The organism is Paenibacillus sp. MMS18-CY102, assembly GCF_009789195.1.
Taxonomy (GTDB): Bacteria; Bacillota; Bacilli; order Paenibacillales; family Paenibacillaceae; genus Paenibacillus_T.
Window position 1 is genome coordinate 1 of the sequence record NZ_WSTC01000049.1, and the last position, 19295, is coordinate 19295.

General features: G+C 51.0%; 18 protein-coding genes and 1 riboswitch. Of the genes, 1 reads left to right on the forward strand and 17 read right to left on the reverse strand.

Translation table 11 applies throughout. From position 1 onward, the window contains the following. The first annotated feature begins 273 nt into the window (after window positions 1–273). Window positions 274–1812 carry a diguanylate cyclase domain-containing protein gene (locus GON22_RS23815; RefSeq protein WP_160398592.1) on the forward strand — a complete coding sequence of 513 codons (1539 nt, stop codon included), beginning with the start codon at window positions 274–276 and terminating at the stop codon, window positions 1810–1812. A gap of 93 nt (window positions 1813–1905) precedes the next feature. On the opposite strand, the gene GON22_RS23820 is transcribed toward GON22_RS23815, so the two are convergent. The 17 genes from GON22_RS23820 to GON22_RS23900 form a co-directional block, all read right to left on the reverse strand. Further along, window positions 1906–3012, reverse strand: coding sequence for a peptidylprolyl isomerase (locus tag GON22_RS23820; RefSeq protein ID WP_160398593.1), 1107 nt, complete (start codon window positions 3010–3012; stop codon window positions 1906–1908). Window positions 3013–3195: 183 nt separating this feature from the next. After that, the gene (locus GON22_RS23825; protein WP_160398594.1) at window positions 3196–4317 is read right to left on the reverse strand and encodes a peptidylprolyl isomerase; all 1122 of its coding nucleotides are present in this window, start codon (window positions 4315–4317) and stop codon (window positions 3196–3198) included. After that, window positions 4304–7837, reverse strand: coding sequence for a transcription-repair coupling factor (gene mfd / locus GON22_RS23830; protein ID WP_160398595.1), 3534 nt, complete (start codon window positions 7835–7837; stop codon window positions 4304–4306). Before mfd ends, GON22_RS23825 begins: the two co-directional genes overlap by 14 nt. Window positions 7838–8002: 165 nt before the next feature. Next, window positions 8003–8233: an anti-sigma-F factor Fin family protein gene (locus GON22_RS23835; RefSeq protein WP_006038182.1), complete on the reverse strand. Its 231-nt coding sequence runs from the start codon at window positions 8231–8233 to the stop codon at window positions 8003–8005. Window positions 8234–8307: 74 nt separating this feature from the next. Further along, complete coding sequence (gene pth, locus GON22_RS23840) at window positions 8308–8868, reverse strand: aminoacyl-tRNA hydrolase (protein ID WP_160398596.1); 561 nt, start codon at window positions 8866–8868, stop codon at window positions 8308–8310. Between the two features lie 175 nt (window positions 8869–9043). Further along, entirely contained in the window at window positions 9044–10444 is a 1401-nt protein-coding gene (gene glmU, locus GON22_RS23845) for a bifunctional UDP-N-acetylglucosamine diphosphorylase/glucosamine-1-phosphate N-acetyltransferase GlmU (RefSeq protein ID WP_160398597.1), read from the reverse strand. 135 nt (window positions 10445–10579) lie between these two features. Next, on the reverse strand, window positions 10580–10864 hold the full coding sequence (gene spoVG, locus GON22_RS23850; protein WP_040712312.1) for a septation regulator SpoVG: 285 nt from the start codon (window positions 10862–10864) through the stop codon (window positions 10580–10582). 132 nt (window positions 10865–10996) lie between these two features. Next, window positions 10997–11389, reverse strand: a complete 393-nt coding sequence (locus GON22_RS23855) for a RidA family protein (protein ID WP_160398598.1) — start codon at window positions 11387–11389, stop codon at window positions 10997–10999. A gap of 26 nt (window positions 11390–11415) precedes the next feature. Next, the gene (gene purR, locus GON22_RS23860; protein ID WP_160398599.1) at window positions 11416–12240 is read right to left on the reverse strand and encodes a pur operon repressor; all 825 of its coding nucleotides are present in this window, start codon (window positions 12238–12240) and stop codon (window positions 11416–11418) included. A gap of 81 nt (window positions 12241–12321) precedes the next feature. Beyond that, window positions 12322–13176 carry a 4-(cytidine 5'-diphospho)-2-C-methyl-D-erythritol kinase gene (gene ispE / locus GON22_RS23865; RefSeq protein WP_160398615.1) on the reverse strand — a complete coding sequence of 285 codons (855 nt, stop codon included), beginning with the start codon at window positions 13174–13176 and terminating at the stop codon, window positions 12322–12324. Between the two features lie 148 nt (window positions 13177–13324). Next, window positions 13325–13510: a small, acid-soluble spore protein, alpha/beta type gene (locus GON22_RS23870; protein ID WP_160398600.1), complete on the reverse strand. Its 186-nt coding sequence runs from the start codon at window positions 13508–13510 to the stop codon at window positions 13325–13327. A 159-nt stretch (window positions 13511–13669) separates the two neighbouring features. Then, window positions 13670–13942 (reverse strand): biofilm formation stimulator Veg, encoded by a 273-nt coding sequence (gene veg, locus GON22_RS23875; protein WP_006038190.1) that lies wholly within the window; start codon window positions 13940–13942, stop codon window positions 13670–13672. A gap of 154 nt (window positions 13943–14096) precedes the next feature. Further along, entirely contained in the window at window positions 14097–15011 is a 915-nt protein-coding gene (gene yabG / locus GON22_RS23880) for a sporulation peptidase YabG (protein ID WP_160398601.1), read from the reverse strand. A gap of 64 nt (window positions 15012–15075) precedes the next feature. Continuing rightward, window positions 15076–15990, reverse strand: coding sequence for a 16S rRNA (adenine(1518)-N(6)/adenine(1519)-N(6))-dimethyltransferase RsmA (gene rsmA, locus GON22_RS23885; RefSeq protein ID WP_160398602.1), 915 nt, complete (start codon window positions 15988–15990; stop codon window positions 15076–15078). A 2-nt stretch (window positions 15991–15992) separates the two neighbouring features. Then, window positions 15993–16559 (reverse strand): ribonuclease M5, encoded by a 567-nt coding sequence (rnmV, locus tag GON22_RS23890; RefSeq protein WP_160398603.1) that lies wholly within the window; start codon window positions 16557–16559, stop codon window positions 15993–15995. A gap of 159 nt (window positions 16560–16718) precedes the next feature. Continuing rightward, on the reverse strand, window positions 16719–17867 hold the full coding sequence (locus tag GON22_RS23895) for a ubiquitin-like domain-containing protein (RefSeq protein WP_336604362.1): 1149 nt from the start codon (window positions 17865–17867) through the stop codon (window positions 16719–16721). Between the two features lie 238 nt (window positions 17868–18105). Continuing rightward, window positions 18106–18337, reverse strand: a riboswitch (cyclic di-AMP (ydaO/yuaA leader). Between the two features lie 180 nt (window positions 18338–18517). Further along, window positions 18518–19294, reverse strand: coding sequence for a TatD family hydrolase (locus GON22_RS23900; RefSeq protein ID WP_160398604.1), 777 nt, complete (start codon window positions 19292–19294; stop codon window positions 18518–18520). Window position 19295 lies beyond the last annotated feature (1 nt).

The window sequence follows — 19295 nt, forward strand, 5'->3', positions numbered from 1 at the left end:
ATAAAAAGCTGCGTGTTTATTCCAATTACGTTCCTTAACAGTATGGAAAAGCAAAAGAGCCGCTAACCTCGACATGATCAACTTTTCATGTGGGGGTAGCGGTTCAAAAACCATGGAGGTTTTGTTACAAAGTTTCGGCAATCAATGTTGCTAATTCGACACAATTATTTTAAGCAATCTTAACTTGCCGCTACTGGACACAAAGGATAAACATGGTAATATTATGATGATTATAAAAATAGTTCTTAATAACTACGATATAGGGTGTGACTTATGATGCAGCTTGTAATGCCCAGATTAGGCCTGAGGCATAAGTTCGCGTTAGCTGTAACCCTCAGCATGCTTATCCCCACCTCTCTGGCCATTCTGCTCGCTTACCAGCTCATCCAAGGCCAAACGGATCGTGCCGTTACGCAACGAATCGATGATAACCTTTACCTCATTAATCAGCAGATCGATTCCATTATCGGTACAGCAATTGCAGATACAGACTGGCTTTCACGCGTGTTTCCAACCGAGTTGATTAATACAAGTGCCCGCGGAAGCGATGATTTGGAGGATTGGCTGCAAACCTTTTTGCTTCGCCATGAGGATTACTGTTTTATTTCCGTAAGATTATCGCAAGGCACTGCCTTCACCGTTCGGCGGCCAGCTGAGCCAACAAGAGCAATCCCTCCTGTTACATTAAACTTAACAGCAGGCTACACCCCGACATTGCTGCAACCTACACGCAGCTCGGACGGGGGGCTCGAAACAGCTATCATCACCCGGCTGAAAGATGGCTCCGGAATAATTGAAATTGGCGTGTCACTAGAAAGCATTAGACAGCTTACACAGCTTGCCGCAGAAGAGCTAGAAAGCCCTTTCATCCTTGCTGACCCAGCGGGAAACGTGATCATCCATCCAAAATTGAAGACGGGCCAGCCTTTGAATGATGCCGCTTACAGGGGAATGCTCGGATTTGCGAACCAGGGCATGTATCCGATTACAGCAAATGACGGCACCTCTTCGCGAATTGTCTTCAATACGAATAAGGAGACGGATTGGAAGCTCGCTTTCATTTCCCCCGATAAGAACCTGCATTATGCGACAAGCGCAATGGTACGCTCCTTTGGATCGATCATTGGCCTGGCACTCCTTATTGGGCTGTTCATCTCCGCACTGCTCGCCTCTTTGACCCTTCGTCCCATTCGCGCTTACCGCGAAGCCTTCTTGCGGATGAAGGATGGTGACCTTGCCGTCACAATGGCAGCGCATAGCTCAGATGAGTGGAGCCGCTTGGCAGGCACCTTCAACCAAATGACACAGTCCATTCGAAGCTATGCCTTATCAGACCCGCTTACAGGACTTCCAGACCGCCGGCGAATGATGCAGTTGCTTGAACGCCATCTGCACATCGCTCAGGAGCGTGGCGGACAGCCATTCGCGATTTGGTTTCTTGATGTTGATAACTTTAAACAAATGAACGACACTCAAGGCCATGCATTCGGTGATGACGTCGTCCGGCAAGTTGCGCTAGAGCTTCAACGGCTCATGCCAGCACCTAATACCGTCGCCCGCTTCGGCGGTGATGAATTCGTCATCCTGATGCCCAACGCCAATGAGTTGACCCTACGGGCAAGCGCAACCAAACTGCAGGAACGCTTCGAACGAGGGATTCAGATTCATGGAAAGCCGTTCCGCGTGCAGCTGAGCGTAGGCGTAAGCCTGTACCCGAAGGATGGCGAGACGACAGAAGCGCTCATCGGCAGCGCCGACCACGCCATGTACCGAGCCAAGCGGAAGGGCAAGAACAACGTACAGTTCCATTAATGGTGAAAGTGCTCAAAAAAAAAGGGTGGCTCCTGCGTTCCGGTTACGGAACGGGAGTCACCCTTTCATTATGCTTGTCCGATTGTCTCGGGCTTATTTAGCCGTTGTTTCGTCTTTCTTCTCAGTCGAAGAATCCGTTGCGCCTGCACCTGTATCCTTGCCAGCATCTGTGCCCGTTGCCGCACCGTCTGTTGCTGGTGTCTCAGCTTTAGGCAGGTTGATCTTTTCGATCAGGGTCGGCAGTTCTTTCGTCATAAAGTCGCCCATTTTCGTGTTGATCGCGCCCGTTCTAACTTGCGTCTTCACATCTTCCGCAATCTCTTCGAACTTTTTGCTTTCACGCTTCTCAACCTTCATAACATGGTAACCAAATTGCGATTTAACCGGGTCACCAACGGTACCGACTGGCTGGCTAACTGCTGCTTCCTTGAACTCTGGAACCCACGAGTTCGGGTTCGCATTCTCGTACAGGCCGCCGTTGCCTTTGGAGCCTTCATCGTCGGAATATTGGTTAGCTAACGCTTTCCAATCGCCGCCTGCATCCAGCTTCTGCTTCACTTCTTTGGCAATCTTCAGCGCTTCCTCGTCTTTGCGCTTCTCTGCGCCCGTCGATGGGTCAGTTGTGCCGATCAGAATGTGGCGAACGCTAACGAGATTATAGTTGCCTGTATTTTTCTCGTACTCGGCTTTGATATCGGCATCCGATACGTTACGCTCCCAGTACTTGCGAATCGTTACGATTTGCTTGTAGAAGCCGCTCACGTCTTGTTCTGTAAGGCCTGCAGTATCCACGGTTTTTTTCATCTCAGCATTGCTCGCCAGTTGCTCTTTGTACTGCTTGATGAACGTAGCAACTTCCGTATCTGCATTTTTCTTATCATCTTCGCTGGAACGGTCGAACAAGATTCTGTAGCCTACATACTCTTTCAAATATTGCTCTTTTGCTTCTGGAATCTGCATGTACATCGCAAACGATTGGTCAAACAACGAGTAGAACGTCGTGTACTTCGTAAATTCGTCTTCGGTAACTTCGCCGCCCTTGTAAGTAGCAATTACCGTTCCATTGCCGCTTGCACTTTCTTTGCCCGAATCTTTCTCATTCTTCTTGCCGCATGCTGCTAGTGCCGATACGACGAGCAACATCGCTGCAACGAGCAGCAAGCTGCGTTTCCACGTGGAAATACGGTTTGTCTGGTTCATTATGTATCCCCTTTCAAAATTCAACTCTTTGTATTGTAACAGATACGCAAGGGGTTGGCTATTCGCTCTGGCATGTATTGCTGGCGATGATTGTTGCTTTGTAGCTAACGGCCGATTTTCGGCTCGCATTTCATCAAAAAAGGGCAAACATGCAGCATCTTTCGCCGCATGCTTGCCGCCTGCTTATTTCTTCTTATCGGTCGCTGCACCAGAATCGGTGCCAGCATCTTTACTTGCATCAGAGCCCTCTGTTTTCGTGCCTGCGTCTGTACCCGTGCCTGTACCTTGATCCGTACCCGTCGCCTCTTCCTTCGGAAGGTCAACTTTCGTGATCAAGCCCGGCAGCTCATTGGCCATAAAATCGTTCAGCTTCGTCGTCGAAGCCGATTTGCGAAGCTCGTCCTTCGTCGCCTGCGGCACTTGCTCCCACGTACGCGTTTCCCGCTTCTCCACTTTCATGACATGGTAGCCGTACTCTGTCTCAACCGGATCGCCGATTTTGCCGATCTCTTGCGTATTGGCAGCTTTCTTGAACGCTTCCACCCACACGCGCGGCTCCTGGTTCTCGTACACGCCGCCCTTATCCTTCGAGCCCTCATCATCCGAATATTGCTTCGCGAGCGCCGTCCAATCGCCGCCTGCCTCCAGCTTTTGCTTTACTTCTTGGGCTTTCTTGAGCGCGTCCGCTTTGGACAGCTTGTCCTTGCCCGTTGCCGGATCCTTGAATCCAATAAGGATATGGCGAACCGTTATATTGTTAAAATCAGATGGCGTTTTATCATAAATCGCCTTCATATCCGCTTCCTTCACGCTCTGCTCGGAATGGTCCATCACTGAGACGATCATCCGGTAGTACCATGCCGCATTGTCGACGGTTAGGCCGGACTTCTCCATCTTCGCTTTCATTTCCGCGTTGCTGTCCGCCGTCTTTTTGAACTGGTCAACGAATTTATCGACTTCTTCCTTCGATGCATCCTTGGACTTGTCGTCTACGCGGCTATATAGCACCTTGTAGCCGATGTATTCGCGCAGAAACTGCTCCTTCATGCTCGGAACAGCCAAATACATCTCAGCTTGCTCATTCACCAGGGAGAAGAACCCGAGGTACCGATCGAACTCCTTATCCGTTACCGTGCCATCCTTATACTCAGCAATAACCTTGCCCTCGCCAGAAGCCGGCGCTTTGGTGTCGTCGGTTTTCTTGCCGCAAGCAGCCAATGCAACCGACACTGCCAGCAGCAGAACCAGCCCCACAGCGAAGCTGCGGAAGCCGGAACGGCTGCGTTGCTGTTTATTGTGCAACATCTTGGAGTTCTCCCTTCGATTTCACTGCTTCTTGATAGTCGTGAAGAAACTTCTCTAGCAGCTCCAGCCTTTGCTCCTGATCGAGCCCCTTGCCGCGAAGCAGCAGGAACGGAGGCCCGCCCGCGCCATCATCATCGAACCGCTTGAAACGGTTCTCGTACTTCAGGCAGAGCAGGTCGACCTTCTTCTTATCGATACGCGCCAAATCCCGGACTGCGATACGCAGCTTCCAATCATCGGCTTTCTGTGAGATTTGCTCAATCCCGTACTCGGCGCCATACACTTTCAAGCGGGCGACAGCCAACAGGTTCTCAACCGCAAGCGGCAAATCGCCGAACCGGTCGACAAGCTCATCGCGCAGATCCTCCGTTTCTTCGATCTGGCGAACCGCGGCAACCTTCTTATAAATCTCGATTTTCTGTATGCTGTCATAAATATAATCCGAAGGCAAGTAAGCATCGAGGCTCAAATCAATAACCGTCGTCACTTTGCGCTCTTCGGCCGGTGCCGCGCCATCAAGCTGCGCCTTGCGGGCAGCAACTTCGTCTGCGAGCATCTGCGAGTAGAGATCGAAGCCGACCGATGCGATAAACCCATGCTGCTCCGCCCCCAGCAAATTGCCGGCGCCGCGGATGGCAAGGTCGCGCATCGCGATTTTGAATCCAGAGCCAAGCTCCGTGAATTCTTTGATCGACTGCAGCCTTTTCTCCGCTACCTCGGTCAGCACTTTATCCCGCTGGTAGGTGAAGTAAGCATAAGCAATCCGATTGGAACGCCCAACCCGCCCACGCAGCTGGTACAACTGGGACAAGCCCATTTTGTCCGCATCGTGCACGATTAGCGTGTTCACGTTCGGTATATCGACGCCGGTCTCGATAATGCTCGTGCTGACCAACACATCCGACTCGCCGTCCAAGAAGTCGAGAATCGTCTTCTCCAGCTCCTGCTCGGACATCTGGCCGTGGCCAACAGCGACCCTAGCATCCGGCACAAGCGCCTTGATCTGGTCTGCCATCTGGTGAATGCCCTGCACACGGTTATATAGATAGTATACCTGTCCGCCGCGCGCTAATTCCCGTTCAACGGATTCCCGTACGAGCGCCGCACTATATTCCAGAACGTAGGTCTGCACCGGGAAGCGGTTCTCCGGCGGCGTCTCGATAACCGACAGGTCACGAACGCCAAGCATCGACATGTGCAGCGTCCGCGGTATTGGCGTCGCCGTAAGCGTCAGCACGTCCACGTTCGTCTTCAGCCGCTTCAGCTTCTCTTTATGGGATACACCGAACCGCTGTTCTTCATCAACGATGAGCAGCCCCAAGTCTTTAAATACAACATCCTGCGACAGCAAACGGTGTGTGCCGATGACAATATCGACCGTACCGGCTTTAACGCCCTTCATCGTCTCATTCTGCTCCTTGCGGGAGCGGAAACGGGAAAGCACCTGTACGTTAAACGGATAGCCGGAGAAGCGCTCACGGAACGTCTCATAATGCTGCTGGGCCAAAATCGTCGTCGGCACGAGAATCGCAACCTGTTTGCCTTCGATTGCAGCCTTGAACGCCGCGCGTACGGCGACTTCCGTCTTCCCGTATCCTACGTCCCCGCATAACAGGCGATCCATCGGCCGAGACATCTCCATGTCCGACTTAATTTCACCGATTGCACGCAGTTGGTCGCGCGTCTCATCGTAAGGGAACATCGCTTCAAATTCCTGCTGATACGGCGTATCCTGGCCAAAGGCGAAGCCTGCGCTCGCTTGGCGGTCCGCATACAGCTTGATCAGTTCATCTGCGATGTCCTTCACGGACGAGCGAACCTTCGTCTTCACGCGGGCCCACTCGTTGCCGCCGAGCTTATAAATCTTCGGTTCCTTTTCTTCGGAGCCGACATATTTTTGAATCATATCGATTTGTTCAATCGGAACAGACAGCTTATCGCCGCCTGCGTACATGACATGCATATAATCTTTATGAATTCCGCCAATTTCTAACGTGCCGATTCCGAGATATTTGCCAATCCCATGATTCTGGTGAACGACATAATCGCCAACCTTTAGCTCGGTATAGCTCTTAATCCGTTCGGCGTTATCAATCTTCTTATCGACACGCGTCGCCTTGCGCTGCTTCTGCGAGAACATCTCGCCTTCCGTTATAACCACAAGGTGAATAGAAGGCAGCTCGAAGCCCGCCTGCAAATTGCCTTCAATAAGCGATGGCGGCTCGATTCCGTAATCATGCAGGACACGGCGCATGCGGTCCATCCGTTCCGCGCTGCCTGCGAGCATCATGACGGTCGCTCCTGCCTTCTTCCAACGGTCCATCTCCGACTTCAGCACGTTCATCTGCCCATGGAAGTTTTGCGTCGCACGGCACATGAAATTCATAATGTTTTGCGGCTGTGTATGCGGAATCTGGCGCAGGAATAACGACAGGAATATTGTCTGGTACGCCCGGTAGTGCAAGATCTCATCCGTATCCCGGGCAAGCGGCAATCCCGGAAGCGATTTGCCATGGGACAATAAATGGGTTGCCCACTCCGCCTCGTCCCGCTCCAGTTGCCGCGCCGTCTCGATCAGCCGCAGCGGCTCGTCGAGTATAAGCAGCGTATCTTGTGGCAGGTAGTCTAGCAGCGTATGCCGTTCTGGATATAAGAGCGATACGTATTTGTACATCTCGGAAAAATACTGCTCTTCCCGCAGCTTCTCAATCTCGCTTCCGATCTCGCCCTTTAGTCGCTCCTTCGCTGTGCGATCAGCCATCTTCTCCAGCTGCTTATCCAGCAAATCCTGCGCATGCTGGGCAGCATTCTTAAACCGCCGCTCGTCAGCAGGCAATTCCCTGCATGGCGTGACCACGAACGAATCCAGCTTCTCAAGCGACCGCTGGTCCGAAGCATCGAATGTTCGAATGGAGTCAATCTCCTCATCGAACCATTCCACGCGGCACGCCACCGGCGAGGTTAGCGGGTAGAAGTCAACTATGCCGCCCCTTACGCTCATTTCGCCCTTCGATTCAACGCGGTCGACCCGCTCATAGCCAATTCCGCTCATGCGGCGCAGGAACGTCTCCATCGGGAGCGACTCGCCCACCTTCAGGCTAATTTGCGCATCTGCCATAACGCCCTTAACAGGCACGAATCGCCGAACCCCGCTGAACGGAACGACGACAATCCCGCGAAATCCCTGGGACAGCCGGATCAGCGCGTCAATGCGCTGCGCAAGCGTCTCAGGGCTTGAGACTGCTGCTTCGGCTGCCACCAGTTCATTGGCGGGATATAAGAGCACGTCGCTAGGCGACAGCAGCTCTTGGAGGTCCTCCGCAATTTTCTGTGCGGCGAACATATTATGGGTCACTACAAGCATCGGACGGTCTAAATCAGCTCGGAGCGCCGACACCAGCACCTGACGAGACGAGCCAGCAAGACCAGAAATGAGCTGTTCGCGCATTCCAGCCGTGACGCCCGTCAGTACCGTTTGATAATCCGCATCCGCGGCAAAAGCCTGAATTAACGCTTTCAACGTTAACGGCACCTTCTTTCTACGACGCAAGACAGGCGTCCGCTTCCAATGCACGGGAAGGGCCGCCGATCATAGCGTATAACGATAAACACACAAAGAAGCCTCAGCCCTTTCAATCAATGCCTAGGCCAAGGCTGCAACTCTACACGGCGATCGTTTCCGCATTTATTGAAGCGGATTCGATATGAGCACAAGCTCCGGGTTCGCTTCAAGCGCCTCATTGCAATAATCGCACACGACGCTTACCGTTACGTCCCCATTCGGATTATACGCTATTATATCGCTGCGCTCCTCAGGGGTCAAGAAATGGAAACCGAGCTGCTGCTCCGTCACAGAGCTGCTGTTAATGGATCCAACTGTAGACCGGCAATGCCGGCAAATGTAGTTCACAGCCATATGTATGCCTCCCGAAGAGTCGTTATACGCTCCAGTATGCCCCATCCAGCCGCTTCTAATTCGCCTGCCTGCTTCTACCCATTAAACTTCGCCATCGTCTGCTCGAACGTGGCTTTCAATGCAAACTCTGCCGCATCGCACGTTTGCTCGATCATAATCGCTAGCTTGTCTTGTTCCGCCTTCGGAAAATTGTCCAGTACATAGTCAGCGATATTGCCGCCTGGAAGCGGACGTGTAATGCCCATTCGGATACGGTTAAACGTCTGCGTTCCCGTATGCTGAATGATCGATTTGATGCCGTTATGCCCGCCAGGGCTGCCTTGGTACCGAAGCCGGATGCGTCCCATCTCCGTATCCAGGTCGTCATAAATGACGATAAGATCCTCAAGTGCAACCTTGTAATAATCCATATAAGCGCGCACAGTCTCGCCGGATAGATTCATATACGTCATCGGCTTCAACAACGCAACTTTCGTTCCGCCTACATTTCCTTCCCCGATCAGCGCCTTGCATTTGCTCTGGTTGACATTGATCCCCCAACGCTTGGCAAGTGAATCAATTGCCATAAAGCCGACGTTATGGCGCGTATTCTGATACTTCGAGCCGGGGTTTCCCAGTCCAACGATCCATTTCATTGCGTTTATTCCACTCCTATGAATGCCATTAGCCCGCTTGTTGTCTATCTATTGATTATACACCCAGTGAGCAGAATCCTCTTCACTATGACAAAAAAGGCTGCAATTGCAGCCTTTCGGTATACGGCAAAACATTGCCTTTAGGCTACCCATTCCAAGATGGAATCATCACCTGTTATTGCTTGTTGAGACGTTCTTTCTTGGACTTCGCACGGGAACGGATTTTATCCGCATAACCCGGCTTGTTCACTTGGCGCTCACGTGCGATAGCCAAGTCGCCGCCTGGCACATCCTGCGTAATCGTAGAGCCCGCCACTACATAGGCGCCGTTGCCTATTTTCACTGGAGCGATCAGGTTCACGTTGCTGCCAACGAAAGCATTGTCGCCAATTTCAGTAATCGACTTGTTGAAGCCGTCATAGTTAACCGTAATTGCGCCACAGCCGATATTAACGTCCTTGCCAACTACAGCGTCACCCACATAGCTCAGATGCGATACTTTGCTGCCATCGCCGAGTGTCGCATTTTTCAACTCGACGAAATCGCCGATTTTGCACTCCTTGCCAAGCTTAGATCCTGGACGAAGGTTCGCATACGGGCCAACTGCGCTATCGTCACCTACAACAGAATCTACGGCAACCGAATATTTGACCGAAACGCCATTGCCTAGCGTAACGTTCGTCAGATCGGCTTGCGGCCCGATTACACAATCCTCGCCGATGACCGTGTTGCCGCGAAGCACTGTGCCCGGATAAATAATCGTATCCGCACCGATAACAACGCCTGCTTCAATATAAGTCGCTGCTGGGTCGATAATCGTAACGCCATTGATCTGATGTTTGCGCACGATACGGGCGCGCATCAGTTGCTCCGCTTCTGCCAGGCCAACGCGGTCATTCACGCCGATGCCCTCAGCAAAGTCAGCTGCAATATGGGCTTCCACCGTCTCGCCAGCCACACGCAAGATTTCGAGCACATCCGTCAGGTAGAACTCGCCTTGCGCGTTATCGTTCTTCACGAGCTTAAGTGCCTCGAACAGCTTGCGGTTATCAAAGCAGTACATGCCCGTATTAATTTCATCAATTGCCGCTTCTTCCGGCGAGCAGTCTTTCTGCTCCACAATACGAAGCACTTGCCCATTCTCGCCACGAATAATCCGTCCAAGCCCTTGCGGGTTAGGCACAATCGCGGTCAATACTGTTGCCGCAGCCTTCGCCCCGTTGTGCTTCTCTAACAGTTGGCCAATTGTCTCCGATGTTACGAGCGGCGTATCGCCATACAGGATAACCGTCGTGCCCTCTTCCTCGCCTACCAAGCCCGCTGCTTGCTGAACGGCATGCCCTGTACCCTTTTGCTCCGATTGCAGCACGAATTCCGCCCGATCGCCGAGCGTTGCTTTTACAAGCTCTGCACCGTGGCCAACGACCACAACTTTCCGCTCACATGCGGATGCGTCAACGGTATCAAGCACATGCTCGACCATCGCTTTGCCGCTCACTTGATGCAGTACTTTATATAACTTCGATTTCATCCGTTTGCCTTGGCCTGCGGCAAGGACGATTGCGATTAATTTCATGGTGACCCTCCTAAAGGTATTAAACATAAGCTTATTTTTGCGATTGATATGATCCAATTCCGCATAATCTCTATAGAATATATCGTATTCGTATCAAAAAGAAAAGAGAGCCCGCAGGCTCCCCTCATCTCATTATTACGCTCCTTCTTCGATAACTTCTTCTTCCACAGCAGCGCGCTCGTATTCAGCGAGTACAGCAGCTTGGATTTTCTCCCGGGTAGTAGAAGAAATTGGGTGAGCGATATCCCGGAATTCTCCGTCCGGAGTCCGCTTGCTTGGCATCGCTACGAACATTCCATTGTTACCGTCGATGACGCGGATATCATGAACGACGAACTCGTTGTCAATGGTAATGGATGCGATGGCTTTCATGCGGCCCTCCGAATTTACACGTCGGAGTCTGACATCAGTAATTTGCACTTGTGTTTTCACCACCTTTGCCTCTTGAAGACTTGGTGTATAATTCCACACATTTATGCTAATTCCTTCTGTTTTTTTGGTAATCTTATGCTCTAAATATAAAAATTTTTCCGATTTGAAAACTTTTCGCTATCATTCGACAGGCGTCGATGCAATCAATTCTATTTCGACAAGAACATCCTTCGGCAGCCTTGCCACCTCTACTGCAGAGCGAGCCGGTTTATGCTCTCCAAAGTAAGAAGCATAGATCGAATTGATGTCTGCGAACTGGTTCATGTCCTTCAGAAACACAGTAGCTTTAACCACATTTTGAAAAGAGGTTCCCGCTGCTTCAAGTACTGCCTGCAGGTTGCGGAACACTTGATGCGTTTGCTCCTCGATGCCGCCCGCCACGACTTGCCCGTCAGCTCCAAGTGGAATTTGGCCCGAGGTAAACAACAGGCCGCCCAGCTTCACCGCATGGCAATAAGGCCCAATCGCCGCCGGCGCGCCGGCCGCGTTAATAAGTTGGGGTTGATCCTTCATCACAAAATCCCTCCATTAATTACGTTCTATTGAAAGAAGTTGCCGGGCACTACTGTCGTCTGCTTCGTCTTCAAGTCAACAGCTGTTACTTTCGCAAGTGAGATGTAGTCCTCTAACAAGCGTTCCTCTGTGCCCAGCTCGCCTGACTCAACGAATACGCCGACTCCGGCCACCTTCGCATTAAACTCGCCAAGCAAGTCCATCATGCCTTGAATGGTTCCGCCCGCTTTCATAAAATCATCAATAATCAAAACACGCGAATGTTCACGCAATGTGCGCCTAGCCAATGACATCGTTTGGATGCGCTTATTGGAACCGGATACATAATTGATGCTAACGGCCGAACCTTCCGTTACCTTGTTGTCGCGGCGAACGATCACAACGGGCAAGTTCAAGCAAGCCGCCGTTGCGTATGCAAGCGGAATGCCTTTCGTTTCAACTGTCATGATGACGTCGATCTCGCGATTCGCGAACGCCGTTGCGAACATTCTTCCAAGCTCCGACAGCAGCTCAGGCTGGCCGAGCATATCGGTCATGAACAAATAGCCGCCAGGAAGCACCCGTTCCGGCTGCTCCAATTGGCGGCATACGCTTTGAATAATAGAAATCGCCGCATCGTGGCGGATCTTTGGCGTGTACTTAACGCCCCCCGCTGCGCCTGCATGCGTGTGGAGTTCGCCAATCCCCTCGTCCTCGAATACCTCTTTTATAATCGCCAAATCTTCGCTAATCGAAGACTTCGCGGATTGATAACGGTCAGCGAATGCTGTAAGCGAGATTAAAGTATGGGGGCGGTTGAGTAAGTATTGTGTCATCTCTACGAGTCGAGCGCTACGTTTAAGCTTTTTCAAAACTACCACTCCCCGCTAAATCCGAATATTATAAAGCCAATATAACATTTTTATACGGATTTAATCAAGGATATGGGGATACTACGTCAACATTCTTACCACATACACTTCTTTACAGAAGCCGCGCAAGCCATTGTAGATTCGCGCCAGCTTAGCCTCCTTGGACACAAGGCCGAACACCGTTGGCCCACTGCCTGACATAAGTACGCCTTCCGCACCCAATCGTTGCATGCTTTCCTTCAGTTGAAGTACTTCGGGATAGTGTTTCAATGTTACTTTCTCGAGCACATTGCCTAACGACGAACACATATCGTTAAACGAACCGCGCGAGATCGCAGACAGCATGTCCTTCATCGAAGGATGCTCGGTTAGCTCAGCGGCCTTGAATCGGCCATAGACATCCGCAGTCGATACGTTAATCGGCGGCTTGGCTAATACGACCCAGCACTGCGGCGGGTTATCGATTTGCTCAAGCCGCTCACCGCGGCCCGTTGCCAGAGCCGTTCCTCCTGTTACGCAGAATGGCACGTCAGAGCCAAGCTCTGCACCGAGCACACAGAGCTCCTGATCCGATATGCCTAGTCCCCATAAGCGGTTAAGGCCACGAAGCGCAGCTGCTGCGTCGCTGGAACCGCCAGCAAGGCCAGCAGCTACCGGGATTTTTTTGTCTAGATGAATATATACACCCTTACGTACGTCGTAACGGTCTTTAATTAACTTCGCAGCTTGAAAAGCTAAGTTCTTCTCATCAAGCGGTATGTATCCAGCTTGGCTAGATATAATAATTTGGTCCCGCTGTAGCTCTTCCATCTCAAGGCGGTCAGCTAGATCGACCATCGTCATAATCATTTCGACCTCATGGAAGCCGTCCTCCCGTTTATGGAGAACATCGAGCAGCAAATTTATTTTGGCGGGAGCCTTCTCGTATATTTTCATCATTTTCACCCGTTCGTATGGTTAACTTCACCTATTATAACAAACGGAATGAAGAAATGCGAAAGGAGTTGCAAAACACGCTTATCCTTCCAACTTCATCCGACAAAAGTCCCCCAGACATTCCGCCGGGAGACTCCTTCTTCAGTCACTATTGCCGCGTTTTATCTGCAGCAGCTTGCTCGGCCATTTGGATCGCCCGCTTCACCATATTGCCTGCATCCTTCGCTTTAATGCTGCCCCAACCTTCTTGCTGAACCGTATCATAAAATCCGAGATCCTTCGCCAGCTCATACTTAAGTTGCTCTGACATGACACTTCTTCTGCGTCTGCTCATCGTCCATCCTCCTAATGAAATTGTAATGATGGCATGCCTAGTATGCGGCAGGAGAATGGCTTTCATGCGCCAGCGTTGCTCAAGAATAAAAAAAGAAGCGTATGCCCTATAGCGGACATACGCTTCAAACTGCCAGTTCCATACATCGAACCAGCCCATTCATTGTATATACGTAATGCGAACCTGACCTTCATCGTTGCATACGTGAACTTCGACCGATTCGGTCAATATATCCGCATAACTGTAAGAGACACGCTTGAACGCGCTCTCTTCCTGATCGAGCTTGACAATGAAAACAGATGGGTAGATTTCTTCCAATACACCGGTGCGTTCGATGGTCTTACGTCGGCCCCCATTCGCACGGAGACGAATTTTGGAACCAACATGAGCTTCCAAGCTGCGTTTGATTTCCGACAGCGCATTTTTTGCCATTGTCCACTACCACCTCTTTCTCGTCCATTATAAACGAGTGAGGGACAGATAGTCAAATTAACAAATTATTATATCAGCCAACAAAGTTTTATGTCAATAGTAATTTCGACCCTTTTTATAAAATTTTGCATAGAAAAAAGGTCCGTCGTACATATTATAAAGTTACGCTCGTCGAAGCAGGCGGTTTAACCCATTTGGGCTTCGGCAGCCCTACCCGAAGTCGGCCAACCGTCTCAATCCCGCCAACCCCTTCAATGCCACTGATTGTGCCATGAATAACATCCGGCAAATCAATCGTTTCACGAATCGGGGTAGCACTTGCTTTGATCGCGATATAAACAGGGTCGAGCGCATGGATCAAAATCCGCCCAGGAGAGCTAGCGAAGTTAGAGCCCGCTTGCAGGAGAGCCTCATAATGGGACTGGCAAGCGCCCGCGATCACGACGAGCGAATCCCGATTTTTCTCATAATCACGCGCAACGCGTACGCTGTTTACGAAGTTCTGCGAATTTTTGTAGCTGCTTATGCTCGCCAAATCTTCTTGGCGCCGATTTTTAAGTACGCCATCATGGCCCGTAATGACGACGATATCGGGCTTTAGCTCGGGAAGCAGCCGGTACAGCAGCTCCGGCATCTGGCTTTCGTGTACGTGAATGCCATGTGCCGGTACGCGCATCTGCGAGTATAGCTGCATGCTTTTGCGCATATAATTGCCGTCCCCGTCCAGATGGAGCACCTTGCCCGGCATCTCATAGAAAGGTTGGTTGGATTTGCTGTTCGGTGATGGCGACGCGGATGCTGATGCAAACCGGATCGGATCATCTTCATGCACGGGAGGCCGCTGCTGCTGCATCCGGCGCATCGACTCATTTACTTTAATACGAACCCGCTGAGACGCTTGTGTCGAATCCGGATCGTTCACGACCGCAAGGTCGACAATCGGGGAATCCGCAAGCAGCCGATAGTCCGTGCCTTTCAGGACAGCTAGTTGGTTATCTCTTAATTGTTCAATGCGGAACAGCACGTCACCGCCGTATGATTTGCGGACAACCAGGTCCCCTTGCTTCATGGGCGAATCACCTCTTCGTCTATCCTATGGGTGAATCCCAGAGATGGTGACTGGCGATTGTAATCTAGGACAGGCCGAGCCCTGCATCATACAGCGCCGCACTCAGCTTAGCGAACTCCTCAAGCGAGAGTGTCTCCCCGCGCCTGCTTGGCTCAATGCCGCATCCCTCCATCAAGGAAACCAACATTTCACGCTGGTCCTTGCCCAGCCATGATGACATATTGTTCATTAGCGTTTTACGGCGCTGCGCGAACGAGGCTTGGACTACACGGAAGAAATGGTCTTCATCCCTCGTTTCAACAGCTGGCTTCTCTCTAAGCGATAGCTTAATTACTGCAGAATCTACATTCGGCTGCGGAATAAATACCGTATGCGGTACCGTGCAGACGATGCTCGGCTCGCAATAATACTGGACAGCTACGCTCAAGCTGCCAAATTCTTTGCCGCCCGGCTTCGCCGCCATGCGATCGGCCACTTCCTTCTGGATCATAACAACGATATGCTCAAGCGGCAGGCGCTCCTCAAGCAACTTCATCAAGATTGGCGTCGTCACGTAGTAAGGGAGGTTGGCAACCACACTCACGCCTGACAGCCCACTGAACCGCTCTGCAAACAGCTCATGAAGATTAAGCTTCAATACATCTGCGTGAACGACCTCAACATTGGACTCTCCAGCAAGCGTATCGCGCAAAATCGGGATGAGCCGATTATCGATCTCCACCGCCGTTACCTTCCCCGCGGAACGTGCCAGATGCTGCGTCAATGCGCCAATGCCTGGGCCAATCTCAAGCGCACCTTTGGTTTCATCCAATTCAGCAGCCGCTACGATTTTGTGCAAAATATTTTGATCGATCAGAAAGTTCTGGCCGAGGCTCTTCTTGAACTCAAACCCATATTTCTTCACGATATCACGCGTACGGGTCGGAGTTGCCACCTCCACCGCTGCTTGCTGCCCTTGCCGTTCTGTGCTCTCACCCATGGCTAGCCACGCTCCTGTTCCAATTGCTGCTCCATCTTGCGCCTTGCTTCATTAAATTCCGTCTTTGTAATTCGGAAGCTCACACACCGTTTGAAAAAGGTTTTGCCATTCGCATATCCGATGCCAAGCAGCTTGCCGATTACTTCACGCCGTTCTGATGCTTGCGGGTGAACGATAAGCCCTGCTTCGATTAAGTCTTCCCATCCCACTTCGACTGAACCGCCTTCGCCTGCCAGCTGCTCGGTACGCACATTAGCCAATGCCTTACGAATGGCTTCGGGCGTCGCGTTCTCTACGCCAATGTCACCCTTATACATCGCTTCCTCTTCCGGCAGAAAAGCATGCTTGCACCCTGGCACGCGCTGCGCAACAATGCGGCGAATCCGTTCTCCCGCATGGTCGGGATCGGTGAAGATAATGACTCCCCGCCGTTCCTTAGCTAGCTCAACCCGCTTCAGCACGGCTTCACCAATTGCCGACCCGCCCGTTTCAATTGTATCTGCTTCTACAGCCCGCTTAATGGCTGCTGTATCGTCTTTGCCTTCAACTACAATAATTTCTTTAATCACGTTGCGCCATTCCTTTCCACTAGCCAGTTCCTCATGCTGCGAAGCGCTTTATTGCGACCCTTGCGGGACCAGCTCCCAGCATGCAAAAAGAAGAGGCATTCGCCTCTTCTTATGATGGCATATTTAGCTTGGAAATACGATAATTATGTGATACACACCTTAACTCGATGAAGGTTTGTTCGGACCGATCACGTACACCGTATAGCCGCGCTTGGTGCCGAATTTCTCGGCATAGTCTTCGCTATCGAAGTACACATCAATCTTATTCCCCTTAACCGCGCTGCCTTTGTCCTCCGCTCGACGGAATCCTAGGCCTTCGATATATACCCACCAACCGATCGGAATTACTTTCGGATCGACTGCAATTGTCCGTCCCTCTTTGACGCGGGCGCCAGAGGCCGTAATGCCATATTGCGGATGGTTTTTGCTCTTGCCCGTAGACTGCACGCCAGCCGAATAAGCGGTCAACGTAACACCCTTGAGGATTTTCTTCGCCTTAAACGTCCGGCCGCTCATCGAGAACGTCTCCACGCTTGGGGTCCTCGTCGATAACGTCGTCACCTTCGGCTCGATCTTCTTCGTGCCAATTGCTACAACCTGATTAACTGCCGCCGTCTGCACGGTTTTCGTCACAAGCTCAGTTGAGATGAGCTTGCCGTCCTCATAGACGTTTTCGAACTGTTTAACAAGAAGGCCTTCCTTGCCGGTCTTCACAAGCTTCTCCTTCCCTGTTTCCAAGGTCGGATCATTTTGTTTCACGATTATGAATGGCACCTTATGCTCAGAACGCGACATCTCGCGATTCACGCGTACGACCTTGACTGACATATTAGGCAGCAAAGCCGTCCCAAGCGACGGATAGACCTTATCATAACCACGAACAGGAATATTCAATTCCTCGATCGCTGCTTGCACAGTTCTCTCGGTCGTGTACACTGTCCGAGTCTTGCCATCAACCATTACAGTCAATGGGAGAGCCTGATCGATAATGATTCGGTCTCCATCTTTGATCGCTGCATTCAGGGGTACGGATACCTCATCATGCGGACCAACCGTAATAGCTTGTTCATCCAGTAGGCGTTGCAGGACCCATTGCTTCGTTTTCACGACGCTCTCTTGTCCATTCACTACTACGGAGACGCTTTTCTCAGCCGTTCCGTACAACAACACCAATAACATGAAAGTCATAGCGATTGAGATAATAGCACTCAAAATAATCAAACGCAAGTTTTCATGCTTCCATCGCAATGCGAAAGACATGCTGGATGATCGTTTACCATGGGTATCCATCTTCGGAAATATGCCCACTTCTTCGGTCCTCCTTCAAAGCCCCGCCGTCGAGTGTTTTGCATGATTGAATTGACGCGACTATAGTATATTGGCGTGACAAAGCCACGCTCCAGCTTCCTTCCCTCTCACCTCCATGATTAACCCTATGTCGACGTTTTCTCCTTTATTCAAAAGAAAAGAAGCCGTCAACAGAGGATCATCTGCTTCGTGGCTTCCCGGGTAAACACGAAAAAACATGGAAAGTGGGATTCGAAGGTTGATCTCTCTTATTCGCTTACGAGGTTAGCTGTCGGATTCGGGCTAGAGATCCTGCCCTATTCGCTCTGCTATCGGCGGATCATGTCGATCTCGTTCGTGCCCGATGCAGGGTTGCGAAATTCACCCCATTTTTGGATCAATGCTTCCGCGTTGCCGGCTAATCAGGCCGTTACAATGCTTCCACATTTGGTTCCCCCGTTCTCCGTTAGGAGATTAAGCGTGTTACTGGAAATCCAATACATTGTGTAAGTTCTGAAATGAATCATACCCCGTGTTCGCCAACCTTGTAAAGAACCGATTAAAGACGATTTTTACGATATTTAAGGAAATTCAGCCAAAAGAGAAGCGGTTAATGCAAGGAAATCTACTTTTATCATCCATTTGGTTCGATTTCCTCCCGTTTCCGCCCATTATCGCTCAAAACGGAAACAATTTTTGGCATTTACGGACGTTAAATATCCGATTTCCTTTACCGTTTTGCCTTTTATTGCAGCAGCTGCTTCCGCTACAAGAGCGACGTAAGCAGACTCATTTCTTTTCCCTCTAAAAGGATGTGGTGCCAAATAAGGGGCATCTGTTTCGATCAACAAACGGTCGTCCGGCACCTTCGCAAGCACGTCCTTGGGAACCTTCGCATTCGTGAAGGAAACCGGCCCTCCGAACGAAATATAGAAGTTCATGTCGAGACAAGCTTTAGCCGTTTCCCAACTGCCAGAGAAGCAGTGCATTACGCCGCCGACTTCCTCCGCTTTCTCTTCCTTCAATATACGTATAACATCCTCATGGGCATCCCGATTGTGAATCACGATGGGCTTGCCTACTTTGCGCGCTAATTGAATCTGCTCACGGAACACCCGCTGCTGCACATCCTTAGGTGATGTATCCCAATGGTAATCAAGCCCGATCTCGCCGATCGCGACGACCTTGGGGTGGCTCATCAACGATTCAATCCATTCCAGATCGCCCGGCTGCATGTGGATGCTCTCGACCGGATGCCAGCCTACTGCCGCATAGATAAAATCATATTTCTCAGCTAACGCCATCGTCGTTGGAATCGTCTCACGGTCAAAGCCAATATTGATCATAAGCTCAACGCCCGCTTCACGGGCCCGGGCGATAGCTTCCTCGCGATCATTGTCGAATTTATGGTTGTCCATATGCGTATGTGTGTCAATTAATGTAACCATG